The sequence below is a fragment of the Paraburkholderia caffeinilytica genome (assembly GCF_003368325.1).
In the GTDB taxonomy this organism is placed as follows: domain Bacteria; phylum Pseudomonadota; class Gammaproteobacteria; order Burkholderiales; family Burkholderiaceae; genus Paraburkholderia; species Paraburkholderia caffeinilytica.
This window is the reverse complement of the sequence record NZ_CP031467.1, coordinates 4,279,265-4,301,052: the sequence shown is the minus strand read 5'-3', so window position 1 is coordinate 4,301,052 and position 21,788 is coordinate 4,279,265. Positions and strand designations below refer to the sequence as shown.

Genomic DNA, 21,788 nt, shown 5'->3' with positions numbered 1-21,788 from the left:
GGTAATGGGGGAGCGCGGATCGGCAAGATCGCTCCGACTTTCGTAATCCCGCGCAACCCGGCTCGATTCCGAGCGTCTTCTGAGGAGTTAACGTGAAATATTTACCGTTAATCGCTTTGACCGTGGCAATTTCTGCATGCGCCGCTCAACCGCCGGCAGGCGTCCAATCCGTGGGCCAAAGCCAGCAGCCGCCGAAGGCCGTCGCGACGTGCATCGCGCAGAAGTGGGCCGACAGCTCGCAACAGCAAGTCGTGTCGCAAGACGTCATGGCGAACGATCAGGCAGTGGATGTCTATATGCCAGGTCAACAGCCGCCTGCTGGCGCAGCCGCCGTGGTACGGCCCGCGTACACCGGCCCGGGTTCATGGGTCGGCTTCCGCGCCAGTGGCGCCGCGGGCAGCGATGCCACCAGCTCGATCAGCGCTTGCCTCTAGGCGGCTGAAGGCGTAACAAGCCGCGCGCCCAGGCAGAAAACCGTCTGACGCGTTGGCATGTGTCAAATGAAAAAGCCCCGCAATTCTGCGGGGCTTTTTCGTGGCTGCGCGCTTTACTTGCCGGCGCGCTCGCGCCGGCGCTTATTCGCCGCTCGCCTGCGCATTGCTGCTGTCGAGCGAACCGTAGAACTTCACCTTTGAACGGGCACGCAACGCTTCGACATAACCCTGAGCCTCGGATTGCGCATCGACCTGTGCAATCTGCTGCTGCGCGGCAGCCAGACGCTGCGGATCGATCGGGGCGCTTGCAACGACCGCGTTCACGCGGTAGATCGCATAGCCGTCGTCGCCGAGATCCACGCCCACGTACGCGGGTAATTTTTGCGCGTCTGCCTTGTAGATTGCACTCAAGGCAGCCGGCGGCACGCCTTGCGCGTCGTTGCGCGAAACCTTCAGCGGCGATGAGAAGCCCGTCGTGGCCTTCGACTTGTCGAACTCCGCCAGCTTCGCGATACCTTCCTTGTGAGCTGCCTCGTTCGACTGAACCGCGATCACTTTCTGACGCACTGCGTCCTTGACGGCGTCCAGCGCCGGCACAGCCGCCGCCTTGTAGTCGGTCACGTGCGCGGCGATCAGCGTGTTACCGCCGACGTCGATTGCTTGCGTGTTGTTGCGCGCGGTGACCGCGTCGTTTGCGAACACGGCAACCAGGAACTTCGCGTTGCCCAGCGGGCTGCCAGGCGGCAGCTTCGGATCCGGCTGCGGCGTGACCGTGGCCGTTTGCAGTTGCAGCTTGTACTTGTCGGCAGCAGGCTGCAGGCTCTTCGCCTTCTCGTAGACCAGCGATGTGAAGCCTTCCGAGTCGTCGCTGAACGCCTTGCTCGCCAGCTGGGTTTTCAGGTCTTTTGCGATCTGATCTTTCACTTCGTCGAACGGCTTGGTGACTGTCGGCTTCACGTCCGTGACCTTGACGATGTGATAGCCGAAGTCGGTCTGCACAATGCCGCTGACTTCGTCTTTCTTGAGACCGAACACGGCGTCGTCGAACGCCTGGCCGCCAGCGATCATGCCGCGACCGAAGTAACCCAGATCACCGCCCTTCGACGCCGAACCCGGATCCTGCGAATTCTGCTGCGCAATCTGCGCGAACTGGTCCGGATGCGCCTTGACCTGAGCGAGCAGCTCTTCGGCCTTCTGCTTCGCCTTGGCCTTGTCAGCCGCGCTCGCATCTTTCGGCGCGGCAATCAGGATGTGACTCGCGCGCACCTGGCCGTCCGTGCGGTAATGCGCGATGTTGTCGTCGTAGTACTTTTTCAGATCGGCATCGCTCGGCTGCACGGCGGCGGACAGCGTTGCCGGCGACATCACAAGGTACTGGATCGTTGCCGTGGCCGGCGTGGCGAAGTCGTTGCGATGCGCGTCGTAATACCCCTGAAGTTGCGCATCCGTGGGCTGCAACTTCGCTGCATAGTCGCGCGAATGGAACGCGATACCCTGCACTTCGCGTTGCTGTTCGGCAAGCTCGGTGAGATGCTGCGCGAGGGTCTTCGACGTGAAGGCGCTGCCTTGAATGCTCGCAGGCAACTGCTGCGTGGCAATGCTGTAGCGCACACGTTCGTCGTATTGATCGGGCGTCATGCCCTGCATCGCGAGCAACTGCTTGTAGCGGTCCACGTCGATCGAGCCGTCCGGATTCTTCAGCGACGAGATCACCGGATCGTTCAGCAACACGCGGCGCACGGCGTCGTCAGATGCGGTCAGATGCAGGCGTTGTGTTTCGTCGGCCAGCACACGCTGCTCGATCAGACCGTCGAGCATTTCGCGACGGCGCTCCGGCGTGTCGAACGACTTCATGTCGAACTGCGCGCCGAGCATTTGCCGGGCACGGTCGAGTTGCTGACGCATCGCGTCGTCATACTCTGCGCGAGTAATCTTGTGACCGTTGACGCTGGCGACGTTTGCACTTTCGTCAAAGAAGCCGCGGAAGCCCTGGATACCCACAAAACCCAACCCCGGCACAATGACGAGGATGAGCATGAACATCATCAGGCGTTTGTGATTGCGGAAAAAATCGAGCATGCGTGAGGGAGTGCCAAAAACAGAACGCCCGATCTTACAACAGCGGGCAATAAAAAAGGCGAACCGGAGTTCGCCTTTCGTGGATACTGGCGGAGTGGACGGGACTCGAACCCGCGACCCCCGGCGTGACAGGCCGGTATTCTAACCGACTGAACTACCACTCCTTATACTGCAATTGCGCTGCGCCGAAGCACTTAGCCGACTCTGAAACTGGTGGTGCTGAGGGGTTCGAAAACACCCAGCGAAGCCTTATGGGGTAAGGCGCCCGCACAATTCGATCCAGCGGATACAACGAAAAATACAACGATCCGAGATTCTGCCGCAAATGTCGCGGCTTGGCAACGGAAATATGGTCGCGCCAGCTAACCCGAAGGCATCGCGCCTCTTATGTTACCCGCAACCCATCGAAGTGTTAGGTCCGGATTCCCGCCCCCGGCAACGGACATACCCTGGACACTATTTATATAGAGTGCCGGCTTTCGCCGACGTCCGCCTGCCAGTCCTTGGGAAGTGGTTTTTTGAGATCGTGCCACGTGGCTGGCTTCCAAAGGGTCTCCTGAGACAATCCGTCAGCTTGGCACCCGGTAGCCCGATAGCTGCAAGATGTTGGTTCTGATGAGCCAATACCGCGCGTTGGCCTCCATGCGCCGCGACTATTGAGTTTGGAGATATCCTGACCAACGATACCCACTCGATCGTCAATCGCGCGGGCGAAGCTCTTGTGGAGTGGCGTTTCCGCCAAGTCGGGCAGCGACGATACCGTCCGCGATACCGAGAAATCCAGTCGGCAGTTATTGGCTTTCGATAAAGTGCATTGGAGCATCAACACGCGCTTTCGTTGAAATGTCACGAACGCGGGGCGTCTCAAAACGATTCTTGTCGGCGTACCGTCGTCGGTACCGTCGGACACCATCCAATTTGATCTGGGTAGAGCCTTCAAAAGCCAGAGTTGCAACTCCGGCCGCCCCAACCAGAAGCGTGCAGCGATCGCCGGGCGCGTACAGCACTGGCTGCCAAGCCACATATGCAGGGTCCGCTCAGGCGATTTGCGGACTGCGCCCTGGACACGCACAGCAAGTCATTCATATGTTCCGCGCCTTGGCCGGCGAACCAGACGACGAGACGACGTACCGAACAGTGCTGGACGGCTGGGGAGCCGACGAAATAGCCTAGTGCAGGCACCTCGCCGGGCCACCCAGATTCGGCCTTAATCATTTCCACCAGCAAATCGACGCATTAGGATGTTGCGCTGGGCGCGCTCAGGCGATGACCATCAGTCCGATGGAACAGTCGTCCGTCGTTTTTCCAGCAAACGCCTGTTCCAGGTTCTGCGCCAGAATGCCTTCCGTTTTGGATCTCGGAAACGTTCGGGTCCAGTGAAACCGCTTACTGAGCGCCAACCTAGCTGGCTGACCAGTCGCGCGCAGGTAGAGGCTTTCTGCAGTGCCATCACTCATTACCGCGAAAGCCGACGCCGCGCATTCTCCCGCGTAGATTCGCAGCCTCTGAACCGCGTCGGGCTCTGTCACAAATGTCGTGTTTGCGTACTCGCCGTTATCCGGATGCGACAAAGTAATCACCTCTCCAACACCATCATCCATGGCAATCATGCCGTCGCCAAGATGGCCCGCGAGGTATCGTCCGGATTTGTGCGCGACGAACATAAGCGTGCACGCGAATGCATCAACATCGCACTTCATTCCACGGCTCTTGCGGCGCAATCTCGCTAGGCACTTATCGGCATAATGTGGCGCCGAGCACGGCGTGGCCGACGAAAGACCAACCGCCCGCCGACAGACCCGTTCGGGGTGCCCTGCATGAAAGCACAACACCACACCCCACTCTCGTCCCGCGGCATCAGTCACGGGTAGAACCCCCGCACTCGTCTTCACCTTGGAACTCGCTACGGGCAGTCCGAAGTCCAGCAATCCGTCTTTGACTTCGACGCGATCTCGCCGGATGGCGCCCAGATCAAAGATCTGAACTCGGACGATGACGTGTGCCGCGCAAAAAAACTCTTCGGAAGCCGGTTCGCGACTGTCGCGCCGCTCGACTTCCCTGCCCTCCCTCCGCATACGTTGGCGTCGATCGATGCGCAAAAAAGCGGCCGAATGGATGAAGAAACGAAGCGAGAATTCGTCATGAAAACCGTCAGGGCTGCCGAAAACCTGTTTCGAAAAATGTTTCTCTTGAAATATGCCGATTCGACCGCAACTCCATCCGGCGCGTGTCATGTGCGCTCGACTATTTGTTAGAGACCTTTCAAATTGGAGGCATTACCATGCTTGAAGTTGATATTGTTAGGGTCAAGGCTGTTAATGGTGAATACCATGCAGTAGAAGAAGATAAAACTTCAACTATTTTGCATACATGTGACAGGCAGGCTGACGCAATAGCTTGGGCAAAATCGAAGGGGCGGAAAATTAACATTCACCGCGAACGTAATATGAAAGCCAGCGACAGGCATGGTCAGTTTCGCCATCAGTGATTAATGCTGACAAGAACGCTCACTTTGTCGCGGGCGTTCTTGGATTGATGGTTGAGAGAGTGCGTACCGGCTGTAGCCTCCGCACTTCACATACCCGCTCAGCCGTGATGCTACTGGATGTATCGGCTGTCACTCCTGGCACTACGATTTCCTGATGTTCTGCTGACGCAGACTCCACCAAGGCCTGCGGTAGCGCCTTCGATGGCTTAGCCCTAGAGAGCTTTGTGGCAATCGGACAATTCGTCACGTCGCGACGTTCGGCGCCAAGACATAAAGGTCTAGCCGTCTTTTCGGTACCGAGAGTGAAGATTAGCTGTCCGTGCATCAAACGCCTCGGTCAGGCACGTCATGTCCGAACAGCTTTTGGTGACTTGGTCGAGCCAGTTCTGCTGTTCAATGCGCACTCCGATGTCTTTCCCACCAATACGGCCCTGCGCCGCCTCATACTCCTTCAGTTCACGGTCGTAGGCCGCCGCGAGAGTTGCACTTTTGCAGATGTTGGCACCAAAAAACGTCCCGTCCTCGGTGCAGCTGGCGCTTTCCTGGCCAGATTGCAGCGAAGCATCTTGTACTTGTGCAACCGGGACCAACTCCGAAGCGAGAGCCGGGGCGACACTTTCGGGCGCGACCACTCGCTCGTTCGAACCGAGTGCAACTCCGCTGTCAGACTTCTGCCCCGCTTGCTGAGGGTCAAGAGCGACAACCGGATTCGACACTTCTGCCTGTGAGGCAGCGACCACTTCGGGCTGCGAGGCAACGTTGTCCACCTGCGTGGTGGGCAATGTGCGTTCAGAAGGCGAGCTTAAGCTGATAATGGCCGACGCTACAATACAAACCCCTATACCGTACAGAATACGCTTGCCCGCACGCCCAAAATTCCTGTTATCTGGTTCATTATTTTTGTAACCCGTCTTGAAGCGCCGATCGACTTTTCGAGTATCGAAAAAACCTCCAACACCAATCAATCCGGTGAGCACGCCAACAAGAAACAGCCCGACCCCGAAGTTGCTCATTTTTTTGACTCAGAGAACTTTGACTAAATAATCAGAAGTTCAATAGGTTGTGAATGACAGACTCAAGCGCACCCTTCCTGCCTAACTGGCTGCCTTGAGACGCGCGACTCCCAAGAGTCTATAGGATCATGGTTCGTCTATCCCGCCATTCGATTGCCGACACCTGGCAATTCGTCGCAACGCCTTCATCCACCCCCGAAAAGGTCGATATCTGCGAATCGCGTGCAGCGCATATTCCGAACAAGTCGGCTCGAAAAAGCAAGCGTCTCGGAGTGCAACCGAGGCAAGCCTCCGATAGACACCGATTACCGCCTCGCTCGCGCTAATCAGCGCCGTCGGAAGGTAACGACATAGTATGTTGCAGACTGCGCCTTGCGACCAAACAATGCATCAAAGCATCCAGGCTGGACATTCACTCCAATGCTATCGACGCGATAAAATTCCCATCCATGTCGCGCGTACTCGTTGACACCCCTTCCCAGATAGGCGGCTGCCTCTTTACCTCTATGCTCGCGTGCACGGACCGCAATGTTTGGAGGAACCTGAACCATCCTGTATTCGAACGCCATACATCCTCACAGGACTTCATGCCTGCATGACGACAGTTGCGTCGAGAACTTTAGGTCTTCGACACAACATTTCTATCGGTGCGAGACAAGCACATCACAACATCGGTAGACGATTGGCGGCAAATCCCTCATAGCACTGGTATCGCTCTTGCGATATAACTGGGTACCTTTCACACTCGGCTGCCGTCGACTGCTCATACGCCTGCTCGGAAGACAGAAGTTCCGGCGCGCCGCCGCCTGCTGCTTTCAGGCGCTTCAGATACAGGTTGTGCTCGACGCCTTGCGCACTGCCACGCTTGTATTCAGCAGATGTGTTGAACTTCAGCAAGGAAGAAACAATCTTCTGAGTGCCAGCCAGCGCATCCTCGTCATTCGCAGCACAGTATAGAACCGTCGCTGGCCTGTTCGCTGCGAGCAAAAACGCGTAGACACACGATTGCGGTTTAGCAGCGGCGAATGCTGAAGGCGCTGCAGCGGAGCCACGGATAGCTACGGCTCCCGACAAGTCGCCGGGCGCGAGAAGCGCAGCGCTGGTAAACCCTGCCTTGGTCACTAGGTTGGCTTCGTTTCCCAGTTGGCGAGTCAAAACATCGACCGGCATCCCGCGCAGTGATTGGGTCACACTGTCGAACCAGGTCAACGGCACGAAGCGGTCGCGTTGGCTGACAATCCGAATTTGCCAGATGGACGTATCAGAGGTTCCCACAACTGGTTGGCACATGCTGACTTCGTCGTCAGCAGGGCTCGGCAACATGCAAGTCGCATTAATCCCGTAGGACGGCAGATTTGCCTTTACCCGCAAGGGGCCAATTTTTAACGTTTGCAACTTCCATACGGCAGCGGGAACGGACTCAGGTTCGGTCGGTTGCGACACCGCTGTCGCCGGCGCACTTGCGATATCGGGCGGCGCCGCGACGTCAGATGACGTGTGTTTGTTAGCCCCGGATACGAGCACGCCCATTGCTACAGCGAAGACCAAACCTAAATAAGCTGGAGCTTTACTTGCGGACATGATTCTTGGATTATTATCTCAGGCTTAAATACTAACGCGCGGTTCCGAGCTTAGCCAGCGCCGCATAGCGAGAAGACCATGACTGAGAACAATGACTTTGCTACGCAGGTAGCATTCGGCACGGACAATTTCGCCGAAAATCCTGAGCAACGCTGCCCCTGCGTGCTCGTCCTTGACCGTTCAGGCTCCATGAGCGGAGAGCCAATCGCTCAACTCAACGCTGGCCTGACGACTTTCAAAGACGAGCTGGCCGCAGACTCTCTCGCGATGAAGCGGGTTGACACAGCGATTGTGACATTCGGCCCCGCCACACTCGAAATGCCGTTCCACACGGCACCGAACTTCTTCCCACCCACTCTGACGGCCCATAACGATACGCCAATGGGCTCTGCTATCAACCTCGCGCTGGACACGCTCGAAGCGCGAAAAGCCGAATACAAAGCAAACGGCATCTCCTACTACCGCCCATGGGTGTTCCTTATCACAGACGGCGGTCCGACGGATGCCTGGCAATCAGCGGCGGCCCGAGTTCGAGAAGGCGAAGCTTCAAAGAAATTCGCTTTCTTCGCGGTCGGAGTACAGGGCGCGAATATGGATACACTCGCCCAGATTTCGACTCGTCAGCCATTGTCGCTGCAGGGATTGAAATTCCGCGAACTGTTCCAGTGGCTGTCTGCGTCGATGGCAGCCGTTTCCCGCTCAACGCCGGGCACCGAGGTTCCCCTCGCGGCGCCCACGGGCTGGGCCTCAGTGTGAGCTGGCGAGTCATTGGCGCTTCCGTTGTCGGCAGTTCGCATGTCCAAACGTCAGCGCCGTGCCAGGACAGCTGCTTCTACCACGTCGCGAATGACGCAAACGGCGCCGTTTTTCTGGTCGCTCTCGCGTCCGACGGGGCTGGAAGCGCGCAGTTCGGAGAGGTAGGAGCTGAGATTGCTTGCGAGACCAGCGGAAGATTTCTGATTAAAGCGGTCGAGGTCGCAGGTGAAGCGGGTCTGAAGACAGAGTTGGCTGCCGAGTTACTCGAGAATGTGCGAGCAGAAATCACAAAAGCTGCGACCGCTCGCAACGTAACCACGCGCGAGCTGGCGTGCACATTGCTCGGTGTAGTCATTGGGCCAACCCAAGCGCTCTATTTTCAGGTCGGTGACGGAGCAATCGTCGCGCGGCATGAAGGTACGCTCACGCCGGTTTTTTGGCCCGAGTCTGGCGAGTACGCAAACATGACCTATTTCGTCACGGATGCCGACGCGCATAACCATTTGCGTATCGAAGTACGGTGGACGACCGACGAGGCCGCTCTGTTCAGTGACGGCTTGCAGCGCCTTGCCCTGGTGTTCTCCAGCGAAACAGCGCATGCGCCGTTCTTTGAACCCATGTTCAAGGCTCTACGGACGTCCACTGACGAGCAAACCGACTCGCTGTGTGCGGCACTCGAGCGTTTTCTGGGTAGCGACGCGATAAACGAAAGAACCGACGACGATAAGACGCTGATTCTTGCTACACGTGCGTTGGGAGCAACTGATGTCCGTGGCATTTGACGAACAGGGAAACCAGCTCACGCTCGGTAAGAAGCTGGGGCAAGGCGGTGAAGGCGCTGTCTTCGATGCGACGCATAACGGGGAAAACGTGGCCGCCAAGATGTATTCCCACGCTCTGGATGCGGATCGGCAGGCAAAGCTACGCGCGATGGCGCAGGTGGGTGACACCTATCTGAAACAGATTGCAGCGTGGCCGATCAATGTTCTGCTGGCACGCAAGCCAGGGCCAGTAGCCGGGTTCACTATGCCAAAGTTTTCCGGCTACGAACCCGTGCACCAACTGTACGGCGTTGCGAGCAGACGGCAGACATTCCCAAAAGTCGATTTCTCGTTTCTAGTTGGGACAGCGAGGAACATCGCGGCAGCATTCGATGCAATACACGCGCATGGACACGCGATCGGGGACGTCAATGAAAACAATATCATTGTCAGCCACCAAGGGACCGTCAAGCTGCTTGACTGCGACTCGTTTCATGTCAACACAGCTTCGGCCAGCTTCCCATGCACAGTGGGGGTTCCTCACTATACTCCGCCGGAGTTACAGGGGCTGGGCTCATTTCATGGCGTAACCCGTACTGCGAATCACGACAACTTCGGGCTGGCCGTCCTGATTTTCCAGTTGCTGTTTATGGCGCGGCATCCCTTCTCCGGGATTCCCAAAATATCCGGCGACCTCCCGTTGGAACGGTCAATTAAGGAGTTCCGCTTCGCGTATGGCGCTGACAGGCTCGCTCGATTAAACGATATGCCGCCGAGAGCGCTAGGGTTGGAATATCTGCCCACAACCATGGGCGACCTCTTCTGGCGCGCCTTTACTGAAGTAGGCGCGAAATACGGCCGCCCCAAGGCGAAAGAGTGGGTTGCCGCTCTGGACGGGCTATTACACTCGTTGCGTTCATGCAGCGCAGAGCCCCGTCACAAGTATCCTGGGCATCTAAACACCTGCGTCTGGTGCGAGCGGGATAGACTCGGAACACCCTACTTCACACCGGCATCAGCCACCGGTGCACCCATAAACTTTCAGGTTGCGGGCGCCAACATTGCTGCTCTCTGGTCGCAAATTCAGGCCCTAAGTGCCTTACCGTCGCTACCGACGTATAACCCACCACCACTCAATCTGACGGGGCGACCACCGCCGACATCCGTAAGCAAAGGCGTTACGAAGACACGACTGACCTACGCCGCTATCTGCCTCCTCGCGTTTTTGATGTCTCTGGTTGTCCCTAAGCTATGGCCGCTCTGGTTCGTGATGGGTGCATTTGCCATCCATGGTGTAAAACCGGCCACACCAATCGAACTCATTACGCGAAAGAGCGTTGTCGAGAGCACAAAGCGAGCATACGAGCAGGCACTTTCCAACTACGAAAGCCTGCGGTCTGACCGACGACTTTCGGATAAAGCGCGGTCGGCAAGCCAAGTCAAAGCTCGACTGGATGACCTGCCGCAAGTGCTCGCGCGCGAGATGAAACAACTGCAGGCATCGATAGTCGCCCGGCAGCTGCATGATTTCCTCGACCGTCATCTCATTCATTCCGCAAAGATTACTGGCGTGGGTGAGCAGCGCAAGCAAACCCTCGTCTCGTTCGGCATCGAATCGGCGGCAGATATTTCAGCAGCCGCTGTCGCTGGCATTCCTGGCTTTGGCACCGGACTTACGGCAAATCTGCTGGCATGGAAGCGCAGTATCGAACAACGATTTGTTCCCACTGCCGGTGCAGCTCCGACGCAGCAGGACATTAACGCGGTGAATACCAAAGTCGCGTCGATGCGCAACAACATCGAACAGCAACTCAGAGACGAGGCACGGCAACTGCAAGACCTTCGCAACGAAATAATTGGGCGACAGAACAATGCCAAGGGAGCACTGGAAGCAACTTGGCATGCACTCGCCCAAGCAGAGGCGGACCTTGCCGTCATGCAGGTGCGCTGATGAGAAGCTTACTTAGGTCGAAGTGCTACGCCTCTTTTAGCCTGTCATTGACCGGCCTGTTGCTTCTAGGTGCAACTTATGGTCAGGCGCAAGAGGCGCCCATTCAGGTTGACCAATTTCTAAATGCCTTTCGCGGGAAGCCGGTTGGACCTGTTGCACCGCCTCCTGTGAATGCATCACCGATGACGTCGCAGCCCCAATCTCCAAGCCAAGCACAATCGTTGCCTACCGCCGCGGGGCAAAACACATCTGCAAGTAGCCAGCCCTTATGCCCGCCAGGTGTCGACCGCATTGGATGTACGAATTCCGTCAATCAACGCGCGCGAGCTGACTGTCCTGCTGGAATGACTGCCGGTCCATCGGGGTGCGTCCCGATGGCAATGCCCCCCAACGCTCATCGAGTCTCGACAGATGGGCAATGGCAATGCGACGATGGATTTCTGCGATTCGGGGCAGTATGCATGTCGATGCAGAGCATGCCGTCCAACGCGCATTTGACTGGCGTTGGCTCGAACTGGGACTGCAATACAGGTTTCAGACGCATGGGTAACACGTGCTCTGCCATCAGCTTGCCACCTAGCGCCCACCTAGCCAACACATGGAACGGATGGGAATGTGACTCTGGCTTCAGAATGATTGGCAACTGGTGCGTCGCTCAATAAGAAGGTATCGGGGAGAATTCAATGGGACTGAGCTACAGGAAATCGCTATCCGCTGGACCATTCCGCTTTAATCTATCTGGTGCCGGCATCGGTGTGTCCGTCGGGGTCCCCGGTTTTCGCATCGGAACAGGTCCGCGGGGCAACTACGTGTCGGTCTCGAAGGGCGGTTTCACCTATCGGGCTACCCTACCCTCGTCGCCAGCTAATCGGCCGCACTCAAATGGCCCTCGCCCCAACGGAGCCTCGCCACCCACACTGAACCCGCCTCCCAACACTACAGTTGGTCCCATGGTCAGCGTGTCTTCGGTGACCGCTGACCAACTGGCACTATCTTCGCTCGACTCGCTCGTCCAGGAAATCAACACTAAAGCAGCGATGATGGCTATATGGCCATGGATATCCGTACTGGCGATTGTTTCCATCCTTGTCGCTGCAGCATTGGCAGACAATGGACTTTTGGCTTCGCTTGCAAGCGGCATCATTGCAATTGCGATGTGTTTCGCGGCCACGTGGGTCTATTATTGGGACACAGCTCGACGCGCAACAGTCCTGTTCTACGATTTAGACGCAAACTCCGAACAAGCATTCTCTTCGTTGGCAGATGGCGTGGAGCAACTCGCGGCATCCGGGGCCAAGTGGCGAATCGACGCCACGGGTCGCGTACTGGACAGAAAATATCATGCGGGAGCTTCTAGCCTTGTACAACGCAAAGCGCTGCAGTTAGGCATAGGTCCATTCTCGAAGGTAAAGTGCAATTTCGACATTCCCTATATTGTTGCAGGGCCGAACACACTCTACTTCTGTCCTGACCGGCTCTTCGTTGTCACAGGAAGTAGCGTCGCGGCGGTCGGATACGGCGAACTAGCAATCAGAGACGGCGCAACGCAGTTCATCGAAGGCGAAGCCGTCCCTACGGACGCCGCCGTAGTCGGGCGCACCTGGCAATACGTCAACAAGTCAGGCGGTCCCGACAGAAGATTCAAGAACAACAGGGAGCTGCCTGTCGTTCGCTACGACGAGCTCTCAATAAGTTCCGCTTCCGGCATAAACGAACTGTTTCAATTTTCGCGTCCAGGCGTCGCAGCCGCCTTCCGACAATCAGCACGGGACCTCATGTCTTTGCGCACCTCTGGTAACCCCTGAAGGTATTACGCCGTTGAAATCGCACCCTTTGCTTCCGGTGAAACCGTTGCCTTTGGGTATCGGGTAGTGCCTGCCATGCAGCCAGACAAAGTCGACTACGCAAGGAGGCAACGCTTTGTCGGTCTTGGAAACCACATACGGGGATGACGAATACATCCCGTCGTCCTCAAATTTGCGCCCAGTTGTTGAAGCGTTAGTGCTACCGGCACAGCTCCCCGATTTGTTTGAGCGCCTGCAGAGGCGCCCAAAGATATCACGGCGGACTAGTCGTTGACGAGGCTCACTTCCTCGACGAGACCGATCTCCTCGAGACGGATTGCCATCGCCGTGATGGACAAGCCGAAAACCGAGGCAAGGGAATCGAAGCGGCGCCCAGGACCGAACTGCGTGGCACCCGCTATCGCCCGAGCGAGTTGTCGCGAGCCCGTGCCTGACGTGCGCATCAGGTCATGCATGTCCTTCGCGCCTTTCAGGGCGAATGCAACATCATCCGTCAAATGCAGAGGCTTGCTGCCGAACCGCGCCGCATACGCTCTCTTGGCAATTTGCTCGGGGGCGAGGAACGTACCAGCGAAGTAGTTCGCTTCCCGCTCCCGTTTGTCGAGCCCCGTCAACGAACCGTCCAGCGGACGGTCGCGGTGGAGAGACATGCCGCGATGCAGGAAGTGGTGACCGAGTTCGTGCGCGCCGGTGAAGCGCTGGATCTCGTAGGAAAACTTGCCGGAAACCCTGATCAGATTTCGCTGCGGGTCAATGAGTCCCGCGACCTCGTAGGTTTCCTTGCCAACACCATGCACGCCAAGCGAGCCGGCCACTTCCTCATACTCGACGCCGTGCACTCGCGCGGCGTGTTCCGGCCGGAGCAGTTGGAGCACATGCGGCACCGTGCTGTGGCTGCGTTTGGCGCGCTGGTAGATTTCAAAGCGGACGAGCTTCGCGACGTCGTCGATCGCTTTCTTGTCGATCTTTTCCATGTGGGAACCCCCGAACCTATACAATCCAGATTACCACAATTGATGGTGTATTCAAGAAAAATTATCACCACATCTTGTATATTCTAAGACTTGACAACATGCACTTGGTTGACAAGCGATCAGCGGGGCGCAGAGCCAAAAGCCGAAACACGCCTGGAATTGAGCTCCAAGGTCCCGTCCTGATCCTTATAAGGCCTGATCTCCACCACTTCGGGTTCGAACGCGTCGAAATGGATGCGCGAGCCCCTGAACGCGCTCAGGCGCTCCCGCCGCTCGAGCGCGCTGGCAAGGGTCGGGCGGCGGGGTTTGTCCGTTACCACGACGTCGTCCATCAATTCGGTCTCAGGCTGCACAGGCATCGTTAGATCGTTGCTTGACAATGCCTCCATTGCAGCAAGCGCGCACTTTCGTTAATCCAGACACTTCGCCCGTCACGATGGAGGGCGTCCCCGCCGCTGACGCTTCGGGCGGGCTTTCGCGCTCCGCGTCAAGCCGCGTACCGCGTCTCGCCCCTTCGGGCATCAATCCCTGACGCAAAAACCCAACCCTTGAAAGCCCAGTCAGGTGAAGGCCGCAGGCGGCCTCCACATTCGCGCTCGCCGCGCGGCGGCTCATACCGCAAAAACCCGACGCTTCGCATCTACCAGTCTCCTGTGTCCCCGCCCGAAACCCGCGACCGTAGCCAATGGTGGGCAAACATCAAGGGGCGAGGGACCGTGTTGCCCGCCCCCGTTACTATCTTCACTCCTCGATAATTGAGGATTTGGCCAGCCAGGCCCGGCATGATTCCCGCCCCCAGTCGCAGTCATGATCCGGGGGGTGTTGTCACCGGGTCTGGTGGGTGGCTGGTGATCGCTAATAGGGGCTCGGCCGGGCACATCTTGAGGCCGTCCGTAACGTGGATGCCGAGACTTGCCACCGATGTTGCAGGCCAACCAGCTCAATCTGCACAAACACTTCGATGCAAGAAAACCAACAACATGACTCCGTCGATGTCTTCGTCGGCGTTGACGTAGGTAAAGGCCATCATCACGCCGTCGCTCTCGATCGGACCGGAAAGCGCCTGTACAACAAAGCGCTTCCAAACGATGAAACCAAACTGCGCGCCCTAATCACCGAACTCAAGGAGCACGGCCAACTTCTATTCGTCGTCGACCAGCCCGCCACCATCGGCGCGCTGCCGCTGGCAGTCGCTCGGGACGAAGGCGTTCTGGTCGCCTATCTGCCAGGTCTGGCCATGCGCCGCATCGCCGATCTGCATGCGGGCGAAGCCAAGACCGACGCCCGCGATGCCGCCATCATTGCAGAGGCCGCCCGCTCGATGCCGCACACGCTGCGCTCGCTTCGACTTGCTGACGAGCCGCTTGCCGAACTCACCATGTTGTGCGGTTTCGACGACGATCTCGCCGCGCAGATCACGCAGACCAGCAACCGCATTCGCGGCCTGCTTACCCAGATCCATCCCGCACTGGAACGGGTTCTGGGGCCGCGCCTCGACCATCCGGCCGTGCTCGATCTGCTTGAGCGGTACCCGTCGCCCGCCGAGCTTGCCGCGACCAGCGAAAAAGCACTCGCCAACCGCCTCACCAAACTTGCACCTCGCATGGGCAAAAGCCTTGCTGCCGAAATCGTTCAGGCGCTCAGCGAACAGGCTGTGGTCGTACCCGGTACGCAGGCAGCAACCATCGTCATGCCGCGTCTGGCCCAGCAGCTCGCGTCTTTGCGCAAACAACGCGACGAGGTTGCCAGCGAAGTTGAACGCCTGGTGCACGCACACCCTCTTTGGCCGGTCCTGACCAGCATGCCGGGAGTCGGCGTCAGGACCGCCGCCAGACTCCTCACGGAAGTCGCCCACAAAGCCTTCGCTTCAGCTGCGCATCTCGCAGCCTACGCCGGCCTCGCCCCGGTCACCCGACGCTCAGGCTCGTCTATCCGTGGCGAACACCCCTCCAGACGCGGCAACAAGGTGCTCAAGAGAGCGCTCTTCCTCTCCGCCTTTGCTGCCCTGCGAGACCCGACTTCGAGGGACTATTACGCCCGCAAGGTCCAGCAGGGCAAGCGCCACAATCAGGCGCTCATCGCTCTTGCCAGACGGCGCTGCGACGTGCTGTTCGCGATGCTGCGCGACGGAACCTTCTACCACCCGAAATCAGCCCCTAATGCTTGACGAAACACATAGGGGCACCCTCCCTCGCCTTTCTTCCTTGACGTTTGCCCACCATTGGCTCCTTGAGTCGCACGGGCGCGAACTCAGGAGACTGGCGGCAGGAAAGCCAACCCCGGGTTCCACCAGGACGAGCCCAACCTCCACGGCGGAGCGGAATCTTGGAGCCCGGTCAGCGCAACACCCTTCAACTTTTTGTTGTGGAGAACGCCATGCAACTCGCTTCCTCTTTCCATTACGGTTCCCCGATGCTCCGCTCGGACTCGCCCCTATCGGATGATCAGATCCGCCGCATTGCCCCGTCCATCTTCGCAGACGGCAAGCACGAAAGCCGCTCCGAGCGCTACGCCTACATTCCCACCATCGACGTGCTGCGCGGCCTGCGCAACGAAGGCTTCCAGCCCTTCATGGTCTGCCAGACCCGCGTACGCGACGAAAGCAAGCGTGAGTACACCAAGCACATGCTGCGGCTTCGCCACGCCGACCAGATCATCGGCGGCGAAGCCAATGAAATCGTGCTGCTGAACTCGCACGACGGCACGAGCAGTTACCAGATGCTCGCGGGCGTGCTGCGCTTCGTCTGCCAGAACGGCATGGTCGCGGGCGACAGCGTCCGGGATATCCGCGTGCCACACAGGGGCAACATCGTCCAGAACGTCATCAACGGCGCATTCGATATGCTCGACGGCTTCGACCTGATCCGCGAGCAGAAGGACGGTATGCGCGACGTGGCACTCGACCGCGACGAACAGCATGCGTTCGCACGCTCCGCTCTCGCGCTGCGCTACGACCCGACCGACACCGAGGCACCCGCGCCCGTCACCGAAAGCCAGTTACTCGCTCCGCGCCGTTTCGAGGATCGTAGTGACGACCTCTGGACGGTCTTTAACCGCGTGCAGGAAAACCTCACCAAGGGTGGACTGCACGGACGCTCGCGCACCGGGCGCTCCATGTCTACGCGGCCTATCACCGGCATCGACCAGAACGTGAAGCTCAACCGCGCTCTCTGGATGCTCGCGGATGCGATGCGCCAGATGAAGGGGTAAGCGCACAGGGGCGGCCCCCACGTCGCCCCACTCCGTCACCCTCTGTCAGGACTCCTATCCGGGCCAGGCCCTGACAGAATCCGGTAGCACCCCGACCCGGAACTCCCTTTCCAACTTTCTGGAGTCAATCATGCAAGCCCATGAAACCGGAACCACCACCACGGTGGACTCCGCCGAAGCCGCATCCGTACTCGAAACCAGTTTCGGCAACGAACAGCCAGTCGTCACGGTTCCCTATTCCAGCCTGCGGCGCTCGCCGCTCAACGCCCGCACGAAGCCCCTGTCCGGCATTCCAGCCCTTGCGGCGAATATCCGTGCAAAGGGACTGCTGCAAAACCTCGTCGTCCACGAGATGAAGGGATCGCGCGGCAGGCAGCGCAAGTACGGGGTCTGCGCAGGGCAGCGCCGCGAAGCCGCACTCGATCTGCTGTTCGAGCAGAAGCACATCACCGCCGACTATCCGGTCCCCGTGCGGATCGTCAGCGAAGGCGAAGCCCTCGCCCTTTCGCTGATCGAGAACAGCGAGCGCGAAGGACTCGACCCGTTCGACGTGCTGCGTTCGTACCGGATGCTGGCGGAGGAAGGCCGCAGCGTCGACTACATCGCCGCGCTCTTTTCCGCCTCGCCGCTCACAGTCAAACGACGCATGAAGCTTGCGAATGTGTCATCCAGGCTGCTCGCACTGCTGCGCGACGATGCCATCACGCTCGACCAGCTTGCCGCGCTCGCCCTCGCGGACGATCACGAGACGCAGGAGCATATCTGGTTCGATGCGAACGAGTGGCAGCGCCAGCCGAACTACCTGCGGCAGGCGATCACCCGCGCGGAAATCGACGCGAGCCGCAGCCGTCTCGTTCGCTTTGTCGGACTTGACGCCTATGAGGCTGCTGGCGGGTATGTGCGCCGCGACCTGTTCAGCGACGACCAGAACGCGGGGTACATCGCGGACGCGGAACTGTTACAACGCCTCGTTGCGCAGAAGCTCGACGCCGCCGCCGAGGAAGTCCGTGCCGAGGGTTGGGGCTGGACCGAAACGCGCGTCGAGCGCGATTTTCTGGAATTGAACCGCCACGGCAGGCTGCGCCCCATCCAGCGTCCGTATACAGAGGACGAGCAGAACAAAATGGATTCGCTCACCGCACAGCAGGACGAACTGGCCGAAAAGCTCGAGGCACTGTCGGAGGACGACGCAAATGCCTATGAGGAAGCCGACCGCCTCAAAGAGGAAATCGGGCGCGTCAATACGGCGATCATCGCCCTCGAAAGCCGCGCGGTCGTTTGGGGATCGCCGAGGCCGGTGCGTTCGTGATTGTCGGTCCGCAGGGCGACCTGCTTATTGAGCGCGGCCTCGTGAGGCGCGAGAACAGCGCCGCGCTCGACGCGGCAGGCGCGACCGTCACCGGCACGCCGGAAGCCCAAACGCCCGAAGCGGCAGATGCGCCGTCCCCGAAGGTCAAACCTGTCCACAGCGCGAAACTCTGCCAGCGGCTCACGGCACATCGCACCGTCGCCATTCATGCAGAACTGGTCACACAGCCCGCCATCGCGCTCGCCGCCATCCTGCAGCAACTGATCCCACAGGCACTGCCCGAACACTACGGGCATACGTCCGCGCACGGCTGCCTGGCGCTTTCCGGCGAGAACAATTACGACGGCCTGCTACGTGCAGCGGACGACCTGCCTGCCAGCCCCGCATGGAACGCCATCGGGACGCAGCGTGCACGCTGGATCGCGGAACTGCCCGCCAGACCGGCCGACCTGCTGCCGTGGCTGATGCAGCAGAACCCCGGCACGACCCTGCTCGACCTGCTCGCGTTCTGCACCGGCACCCTGCTCGATGGCATTGAGAGCGAAGAAAAGCCGCATGCGATCAATGCGCTGGTGGGCGCGCTGAACCTCGACATGACCCGGTACTGGACACCGACCCGCGCGACCTACTTCGATCACGTCAGCAAGGCGCGCATTGCGGAAGTCGTATCCGCCGCCGTATCCCCGAAGGTCGCGGCCGACCTCGGGAAGATGAAGAAGGCCGACGCCGCTGCCGCCGCCGAACTGCGGCTCGCAAACGCCGCATGGCTCCCGGAAGTTCTCACCGATCGGGATATCCCGGCCACACCCTGCTGGGATATCTACGACGATGAAGACGCGGACACCCGGAACGGCGCAGGCGAGACGCAGGACGGCGAAGACGCCGACGCCGAACCGGGTGGAGGCAACGGCGGCGAGAAAGTCAACAATGCGCCTCGCGACGCAGACACGTCCCCCGAAATGCGCAGTGAACAGCCGCCCTGGCCTTTCCCGACTGCTGCCAGCGTTGGGCATCAGGCAAGCTGACCGGCACGTCACTTCAGCCCGACCCGTTGCCCTGGTAACGGGGTAAGGCAGACGGCGACCCCTTCAAGGTCTGCCGTCTGCCTGTCGCAACTGCACCGCGCGACAATCCGCGCCCGCCACATGACATGCCCTCCACCAGTCCACGAGCCCGCCGGAAACCAGCAGCAGGCAGAGGGAAACACCGCCCACCAGCAACAGGCGACACATCGAGCGTGCAAAACGCCTTTCCATGCGTGAAGCCATCGCGTCCACGCGCACCATCGCTGCCTCAACTGCCTGCCCGAACGTGCTCATCGTGCTGTCCAGTCGCTCGCGTTGCTCACGAGCTGACACCGCTGCGACACCGATCAACCGGTTGCCCGCCGTGCGCGCGACCTGATTTGACATGCGCTCAGCCAGGGCCATCAAGGCGGTCTCATTGAGTTGCACGAGTGCTGCCCGATACCGCTCCTCATGCTCCTGTATCAGCGTTTCCGCCAACTGGATCGTCGCCTTGCATCGCTCCAGCGCATCCCGATGCTGCTGAATCAGCACATCGGTTGCGCCGCCGACCTCCCGGCGTGCAGCTTCGAGACTGCCCTCGCTCGCCCACCGGATACGCTCCGGCATCGCTTCGTACAGACGCGCGTAGTATTCGAGGGTAGCGACAATCGACCATAGCGCGTCATTGTCACGCAGGTTCAATGCGCCCGATATGCGGTGCATGCGGGCGAGACTGGCCCCGTCAGGGACATCCCCCGACACCTCGCGAAACAGGCGGACAAGCGGATCGACCGGCTCCGACCGCCTATCGCTCACGGATTGCCTCCTCGCTGCCAATCACCTTCGAGAACATGGTGTCGCACAACTCCCGCCAGCGGAGCAGTTCCGCACGCTGGCCAATCTGCATGACTTCAGCGGCCTGTCGGATCGAGATGCGTTGACTGCGTAATTCGTCCGCAACCCGATCCGCCAGATCAGGAAAATCGAGCGACCGCCCTCTTGTCTCAATGGCTTTGCGAAGCTGTGATTCCTGATACAGCGTGAATTTGTCCGGCATACCGAAGTACCCGTTGCGAACGACATGCGTCATGGTGTCGGGGAACGTCTGTCCGAAAATATGCAGCAACTCCAGGCTATCGCGCTGCCGGTTGATCACCCAGAGCACAACAAGTTGCCGCTCCAGTTCAGCCAGAGTCCGGGCCAGCGTCCCGCCGTACCGTGCAACCCCGGTCTGATTGCGTGCGGCAGTATTGACGATCACAGCCGCACCCCGGTGCGCATCGCAGAAATTGACAAACCCGATCCAGCCATCTGCATCGTCAAGGTCATAGGCCGCGCATTTGATTTCGTCCCTGAGCGCTTTCATGACATCGGGATTCGAGGTATCGGTTTCCAGCAGGACAGCGTGGGTACCCTGTCGCTGCAAATAGTCCGCCAGGGCAAGCGTCACCATGCTTTTTCCAACACCGCCCTTGCTGCCGCCGACCAGATAAATGGGGTGAATCGTGTCCACGACGAACCTCCTACAGGTTTTCGATATCAGGCCTGATCTCAAACGAGAACGCGTCCTGAATCTCCATTGATCCCGGTTGATCTAAACCCCTTCCCCTTTGTTGTCGTGTATCGCCATGTCCGTTGCCCACGCGTTTGCCTTTTCGCTTTACGACTTGCTTTGGCCTGGAGAACCTCTCGGCCTCACGCGTTCCCTGGGGATTCGCCGCTCTGGATGCTGCGTCAGAAGGCTCTGGGCGATACAGCGCATACTTGACTGCGCCAATGCTCACATCGATTCCCTTACGCCCAGCCTCCTGAACAATTTCTTCGAGCGTATAGCCTTTCGCCTGAGTGGCAGTGATATGCGCCCGAATCTCTTTCATCGCATCGCTGATAGTGACGCGCTGATCATTTCGGGGTTTCTCCGGCAATGCCTCAAGGGCATCGACAAACTCATCCCACTGCGCCCGTGTGTAGCTTTTTGCACCCGGCACGATTCGCTCCCATGCGTCGCCTTCGGGACCATCATGCGAATCGCGAAACGGCTCGTCAATACCCCTTCCGGCGATAGAATTGCGCGATCGGAATCAGTCGGAATACGCAGGAAATCGATGGAACAGAGAAATATTTTTAATGCCCTGCTCGAGTCAACAGCCTTCAGGAGGGCACATCGCAGACGCTAGTGAATGAGGTATCAAACTGGTGCGCAGCGGCGCGCGGCCATATACGCTTCACCCCCGAACGTGAATCGCGTGGTGAGCAATCCCGCAAACGCAGCGCCCGCAAGACTCAATCGACCATACCTGCAGAATTGATCAGGTAGCTCTGCGGACTGCTTACGCGCACATCACAAACCGGCAAACGTGAGCTAGCCGACATATGGCGGAAACCCGTCAGACTGACGCGACACACCGGCGCGACCCGCA

Annotated in this window: 17 protein-coding genes, 1 tRNA gene and 3 pseudogenes; 10 read left to right on the top strand and 11 right to left on the bottom strand. The window is 59.1% G+C overall.

Translation table 11 applies throughout. The features are described 5' to 3' along the window. Nucleotides 1-92: 92 nt before the first annotated feature. Entirely contained in the window at nucleotides 93-434 is a 342-nt protein-coding gene (locus DSC91_RS35540) for a hypothetical protein (RefSeq protein WP_115783122.1), read from the top strand. A 141-nt stretch (nucleotides 435-575) separates the two neighbouring features. Here DSC91_RS35540 and DSC91_RS35535 read toward each other — a convergent pair whose 3' ends face one another. The 3 genes from DSC91_RS35535 to DSC91_RS35525 form a co-directional block, all read right to left on the bottom strand. Continuing rightward, nucleotides 576-2,513, bottom strand: coding sequence for a SurA N-terminal domain-containing protein (locus DSC91_RS35535; protein WP_115783121.1), 1,938 nt, complete (start codon nucleotides 2,511-2,513; stop codon nucleotides 576-578). Between the two features lie 87 nt (nucleotides 2,514-2,600). Further along, nucleotides 2,601-2,677, bottom strand: a tRNA-Asp gene (locus DSC91_RS35530). A gap of 1,095 nt (nucleotides 2,678-3,772) precedes the next feature. After that, entirely contained in the window at nucleotides 3,773-4,747 is a 975-nt protein-coding gene (locus tag DSC91_RS35525) for a protein phosphatase 2C domain-containing protein (RefSeq protein ID WP_115783120.1), read from the bottom strand. Nucleotides 4,748-4,794: 47 nt separating this feature from the next. Here DSC91_RS35525 and DSC91_RS37760 point away from each other — a divergent pair, with 47 nt between their 5' ends. Then, nucleotides 4,795-5,001, top strand: a complete 207-nt coding sequence (locus DSC91_RS37760; protein WP_162831521.1) for a hypothetical protein — start codon at nucleotides 4,795-4,797, stop codon at nucleotides 4,999-5,001. A gap of 278 nt (nucleotides 5,002-5,279) precedes the next feature. Here DSC91_RS37760 and DSC91_RS35520 read toward each other — a convergent pair whose 3' ends face one another. The 3 genes from DSC91_RS35520 to DSC91_RS35505 form a co-directional block, all read right to left on the bottom strand. Continuing rightward, on the bottom strand, nucleotides 5,280-6,014 hold the full coding sequence (locus tag DSC91_RS35520) for a hypothetical protein (protein WP_115783119.1): 735 nt from the start codon (nucleotides 6,012-6,014) through the stop codon (nucleotides 5,280-5,282). Between the two features lie 126 nt (nucleotides 6,015-6,140). Further along, entirely contained in the window at nucleotides 6,141-6,320 is a 180-nt protein-coding gene (yidD, locus tag DSC91_RS35515; protein WP_229758335.1) for a membrane protein insertion efficiency factor YidD, read from the bottom strand. A gap of 357 nt (nucleotides 6,321-6,677) precedes the next feature. Continuing rightward, nucleotides 6,678-7,595, bottom strand: coding sequence for a hypothetical protein (locus DSC91_RS35505; RefSeq protein ID WP_115783117.1), 918 nt, complete (start codon nucleotides 7,593-7,595; stop codon nucleotides 6,678-6,680). A gap of 78 nt (nucleotides 7,596-7,673) precedes the next feature. Between DSC91_RS35505 and DSC91_RS35500 the strand changes: the two genes are divergently transcribed. The 5 genes and pseudogenes from DSC91_RS35500 (at nucleotide 7,674) to DSC91_RS35485 (ending at nucleotide 12,868) form a co-directional block, all read left to right on the top strand. Continuing rightward, on the top strand, nucleotides 7,674-8,351 hold the full coding sequence (locus DSC91_RS35500; RefSeq protein ID WP_115783116.1) for a vWA domain-containing protein: 678 nt from the start codon (nucleotides 7,674-7,676) through the stop codon (nucleotides 8,349-8,351). Beyond that, complete coding sequence (locus tag DSC91_RS35495) at nucleotides 8,348-9,133, top strand: PP2C family serine/threonine-protein phosphatase (protein ID WP_115783115.1); 786 nt, start codon at nucleotides 8,348-8,350, stop codon at nucleotides 9,131-9,133. The genes DSC91_RS35500 and DSC91_RS35495 overlap by 4 nt, the downstream gene beginning before the upstream one ends. After that, complete coding sequence (locus tag DSC91_RS35490; protein ID WP_115783114.1) at nucleotides 9,117-11,063, top strand: helix-hairpin-helix domain-containing protein; 1,947 nt, start codon at nucleotides 9,117-9,119, stop codon at nucleotides 11,061-11,063. Before DSC91_RS35495 ends, DSC91_RS35490 begins: the two co-directional genes overlap by 17 nt. Nucleotides 11,064-11,746: 683 nt before the next feature. Then, nucleotides 11,747-11,893: pseudogene (locus DSC91_RS38725) on the top strand (DUF4236 domain-containing protein); the annotation flags it as partial. Nucleotides 11,894-12,013: 120 nt separating this feature from the next. Further along, on the top strand, nucleotides 12,014-12,868 hold the full coding sequence (locus DSC91_RS35485) for a hypothetical protein (protein WP_229758329.1): 855 nt from the start codon (nucleotides 12,014-12,016) through the stop codon (nucleotides 12,866-12,868). A gap of 263 nt (nucleotides 12,869-13,131) precedes the next feature. On the opposite strand, the gene DSC91_RS35480 is transcribed toward DSC91_RS35485, so the two are convergent. Both DSC91_RS35480 and DSC91_RS35475 read right to left on the bottom strand, forming a co-directional pair. Further along, entirely contained in the window at nucleotides 13,132-13,842 is a 711-nt protein-coding gene (locus tag DSC91_RS35480) for an ImmA/IrrE family metallo-endopeptidase (protein ID WP_115783112.1), read from the bottom strand. Between the two features lie 119 nt (nucleotides 13,843-13,961). Beyond that, nucleotides 13,962-14,174 (bottom strand): hypothetical protein, encoded by a 213-nt coding sequence (locus DSC91_RS35475; RefSeq protein ID WP_162831520.1) that lies wholly within the window; start codon nucleotides 14,172-14,174, stop codon nucleotides 13,962-13,964. A 570-nt stretch (nucleotides 14,175-14,744) separates the two neighbouring features. Between DSC91_RS35475 and DSC91_RS35470 the strand changes: the two are divergent. From DSC91_RS35470 to DSC91_RS35460, 3 genes and pseudogenes are all read left to right on the top strand, one after another. Continuing rightward, nucleotides 14,745-16,009 (top strand): annotated as a pseudogene (locus DSC91_RS35470) (IS110 family RNA-guided transposase). Between the two features lie 209 nt (nucleotides 16,010-16,218). Further along, nucleotides 16,219-17,052, top strand: a complete 834-nt coding sequence (locus DSC91_RS35465) for a DUF932 domain-containing protein (protein ID WP_115783110.1) — start codon at nucleotides 16,219-16,221, stop codon at nucleotides 17,050-17,052. Nucleotides 17,053-17,182: 130 nt separating this feature from the next. Then, nucleotides 17,183-19,386: pseudogene (locus DSC91_RS35460) on the top strand (ParB/RepB/Spo0J family partition protein). Between the two features lie 63 nt (nucleotides 19,387-19,449). Here the strand turns inward: DSC91_RS35460 and DSC91_RS35455 are convergent. The 3 genes from DSC91_RS35455 to DSC91_RS35445 are packed head-to-tail and all read right to left on the bottom strand — an operon-like array spanning nucleotide 19,450 to nucleotide 21,356. Further along, a complete protein-coding gene (locus tag DSC91_RS35455) occupies nucleotides 19,450-20,184 on the bottom strand; it encodes a hypothetical protein (RefSeq protein ID WP_115783109.1) in 735 nt (244 codons plus the stop codon). Continuing rightward, complete coding sequence (locus DSC91_RS35450) at nucleotides 20,174-20,881, bottom strand: nucleotide-binding protein (RefSeq protein WP_115783108.1); 708 nt, start codon at nucleotides 20,879-20,881, stop codon at nucleotides 20,174-20,176. The genes DSC91_RS35455 and DSC91_RS35450 overlap by 11 nt, the downstream gene beginning before the upstream one ends. A gap of 10 nt (nucleotides 20,882-20,891) precedes the next feature. Beyond that, a complete protein-coding gene (locus DSC91_RS35445) occupies nucleotides 20,892-21,356 on the bottom strand; it encodes a hypothetical protein (RefSeq protein ID WP_115783107.1) in 465 nt (154 codons plus the stop codon). Between the last annotated feature and the right edge of the window lie 432 nt (nucleotides 21,357-21,788).

What these genes read in the sequence shown, in the direction of transcription:
- DSC91_RS35535 (WP_115783121.1), bottom strand. Translation starts at nt 2,513, where the DNA reads ATGCTCGATTTTTTCCGCAATCACAAACGCCTGATGATGTTCATGCTC.
- DSC91_RS35525 (WP_115783120.1), bottom strand. Translation starts at nt 4,747, where the DNA reads ATGACACGCGCCGGATGGAGTTGCGGTCGAATCGGCATATTTCAAGAG.
- DSC91_RS37760 (WP_162831521.1), top strand. Translation starts at nt 4,795, where the DNA reads ATGCTTGAAGTTGATATTGTTAGGGTCAAGGCTGTTAATGGTGAATAC.
- DSC91_RS35520 (WP_115783119.1), bottom strand. Translation starts at nt 6,014, where the DNA reads ATGAGCAACTTCGGGGTCGGGCTGTTTCTTGTTGGCGTGCTCACCGGA.
- DSC91_RS35505 (WP_115783117.1), bottom strand. Translation starts at nt 7,595, where the DNA reads ATGTCCGCAAGTAAAGCTCCAGCTTATTTAGGTTTGGTCTTCGCTGTA.
- DSC91_RS35500 (WP_115783116.1), top strand. Translation starts at nt 7,674, where the DNA reads ATGACTGAGAACAATGACTTTGCTACGCAGGTAGCATTCGGCACGGAC.
- DSC91_RS35490 (WP_115783114.1), top strand. Translation starts at nt 9,117, where the DNA reads ATGTCCGTGGCATTTGACGAACAGGGAAACCAGCTCACGCTCGGTAAG.
- DSC91_RS35485 (WP_229758329.1), top strand. Translation starts at nt 12,014, where the DNA reads ATGGTCAGCGTGTCTTCGGTGACCGCTGACCAACTGGCACTATCTTCG.
- DSC91_RS35480 (WP_115783112.1), bottom strand. Translation starts at nt 13,842, where the DNA reads ATGGAAAAGATCGACAAGAAAGCGATCGACGACGTCGCGAAGCTCGTC.
- DSC91_RS35475 (WP_162831520.1), bottom strand. Translation starts at nt 14,174, where the DNA reads ATGGACGACGTCGTGGTAACGGACAAACCCCGCCGCCCGACCCTTGCC.
- DSC91_RS35465 (WP_115783110.1), top strand. Translation starts at nt 16,219, where the DNA reads ATGCAACTCGCTTCCTCTTTCCATTACGGTTCCCCGATGCTCCGCTCG.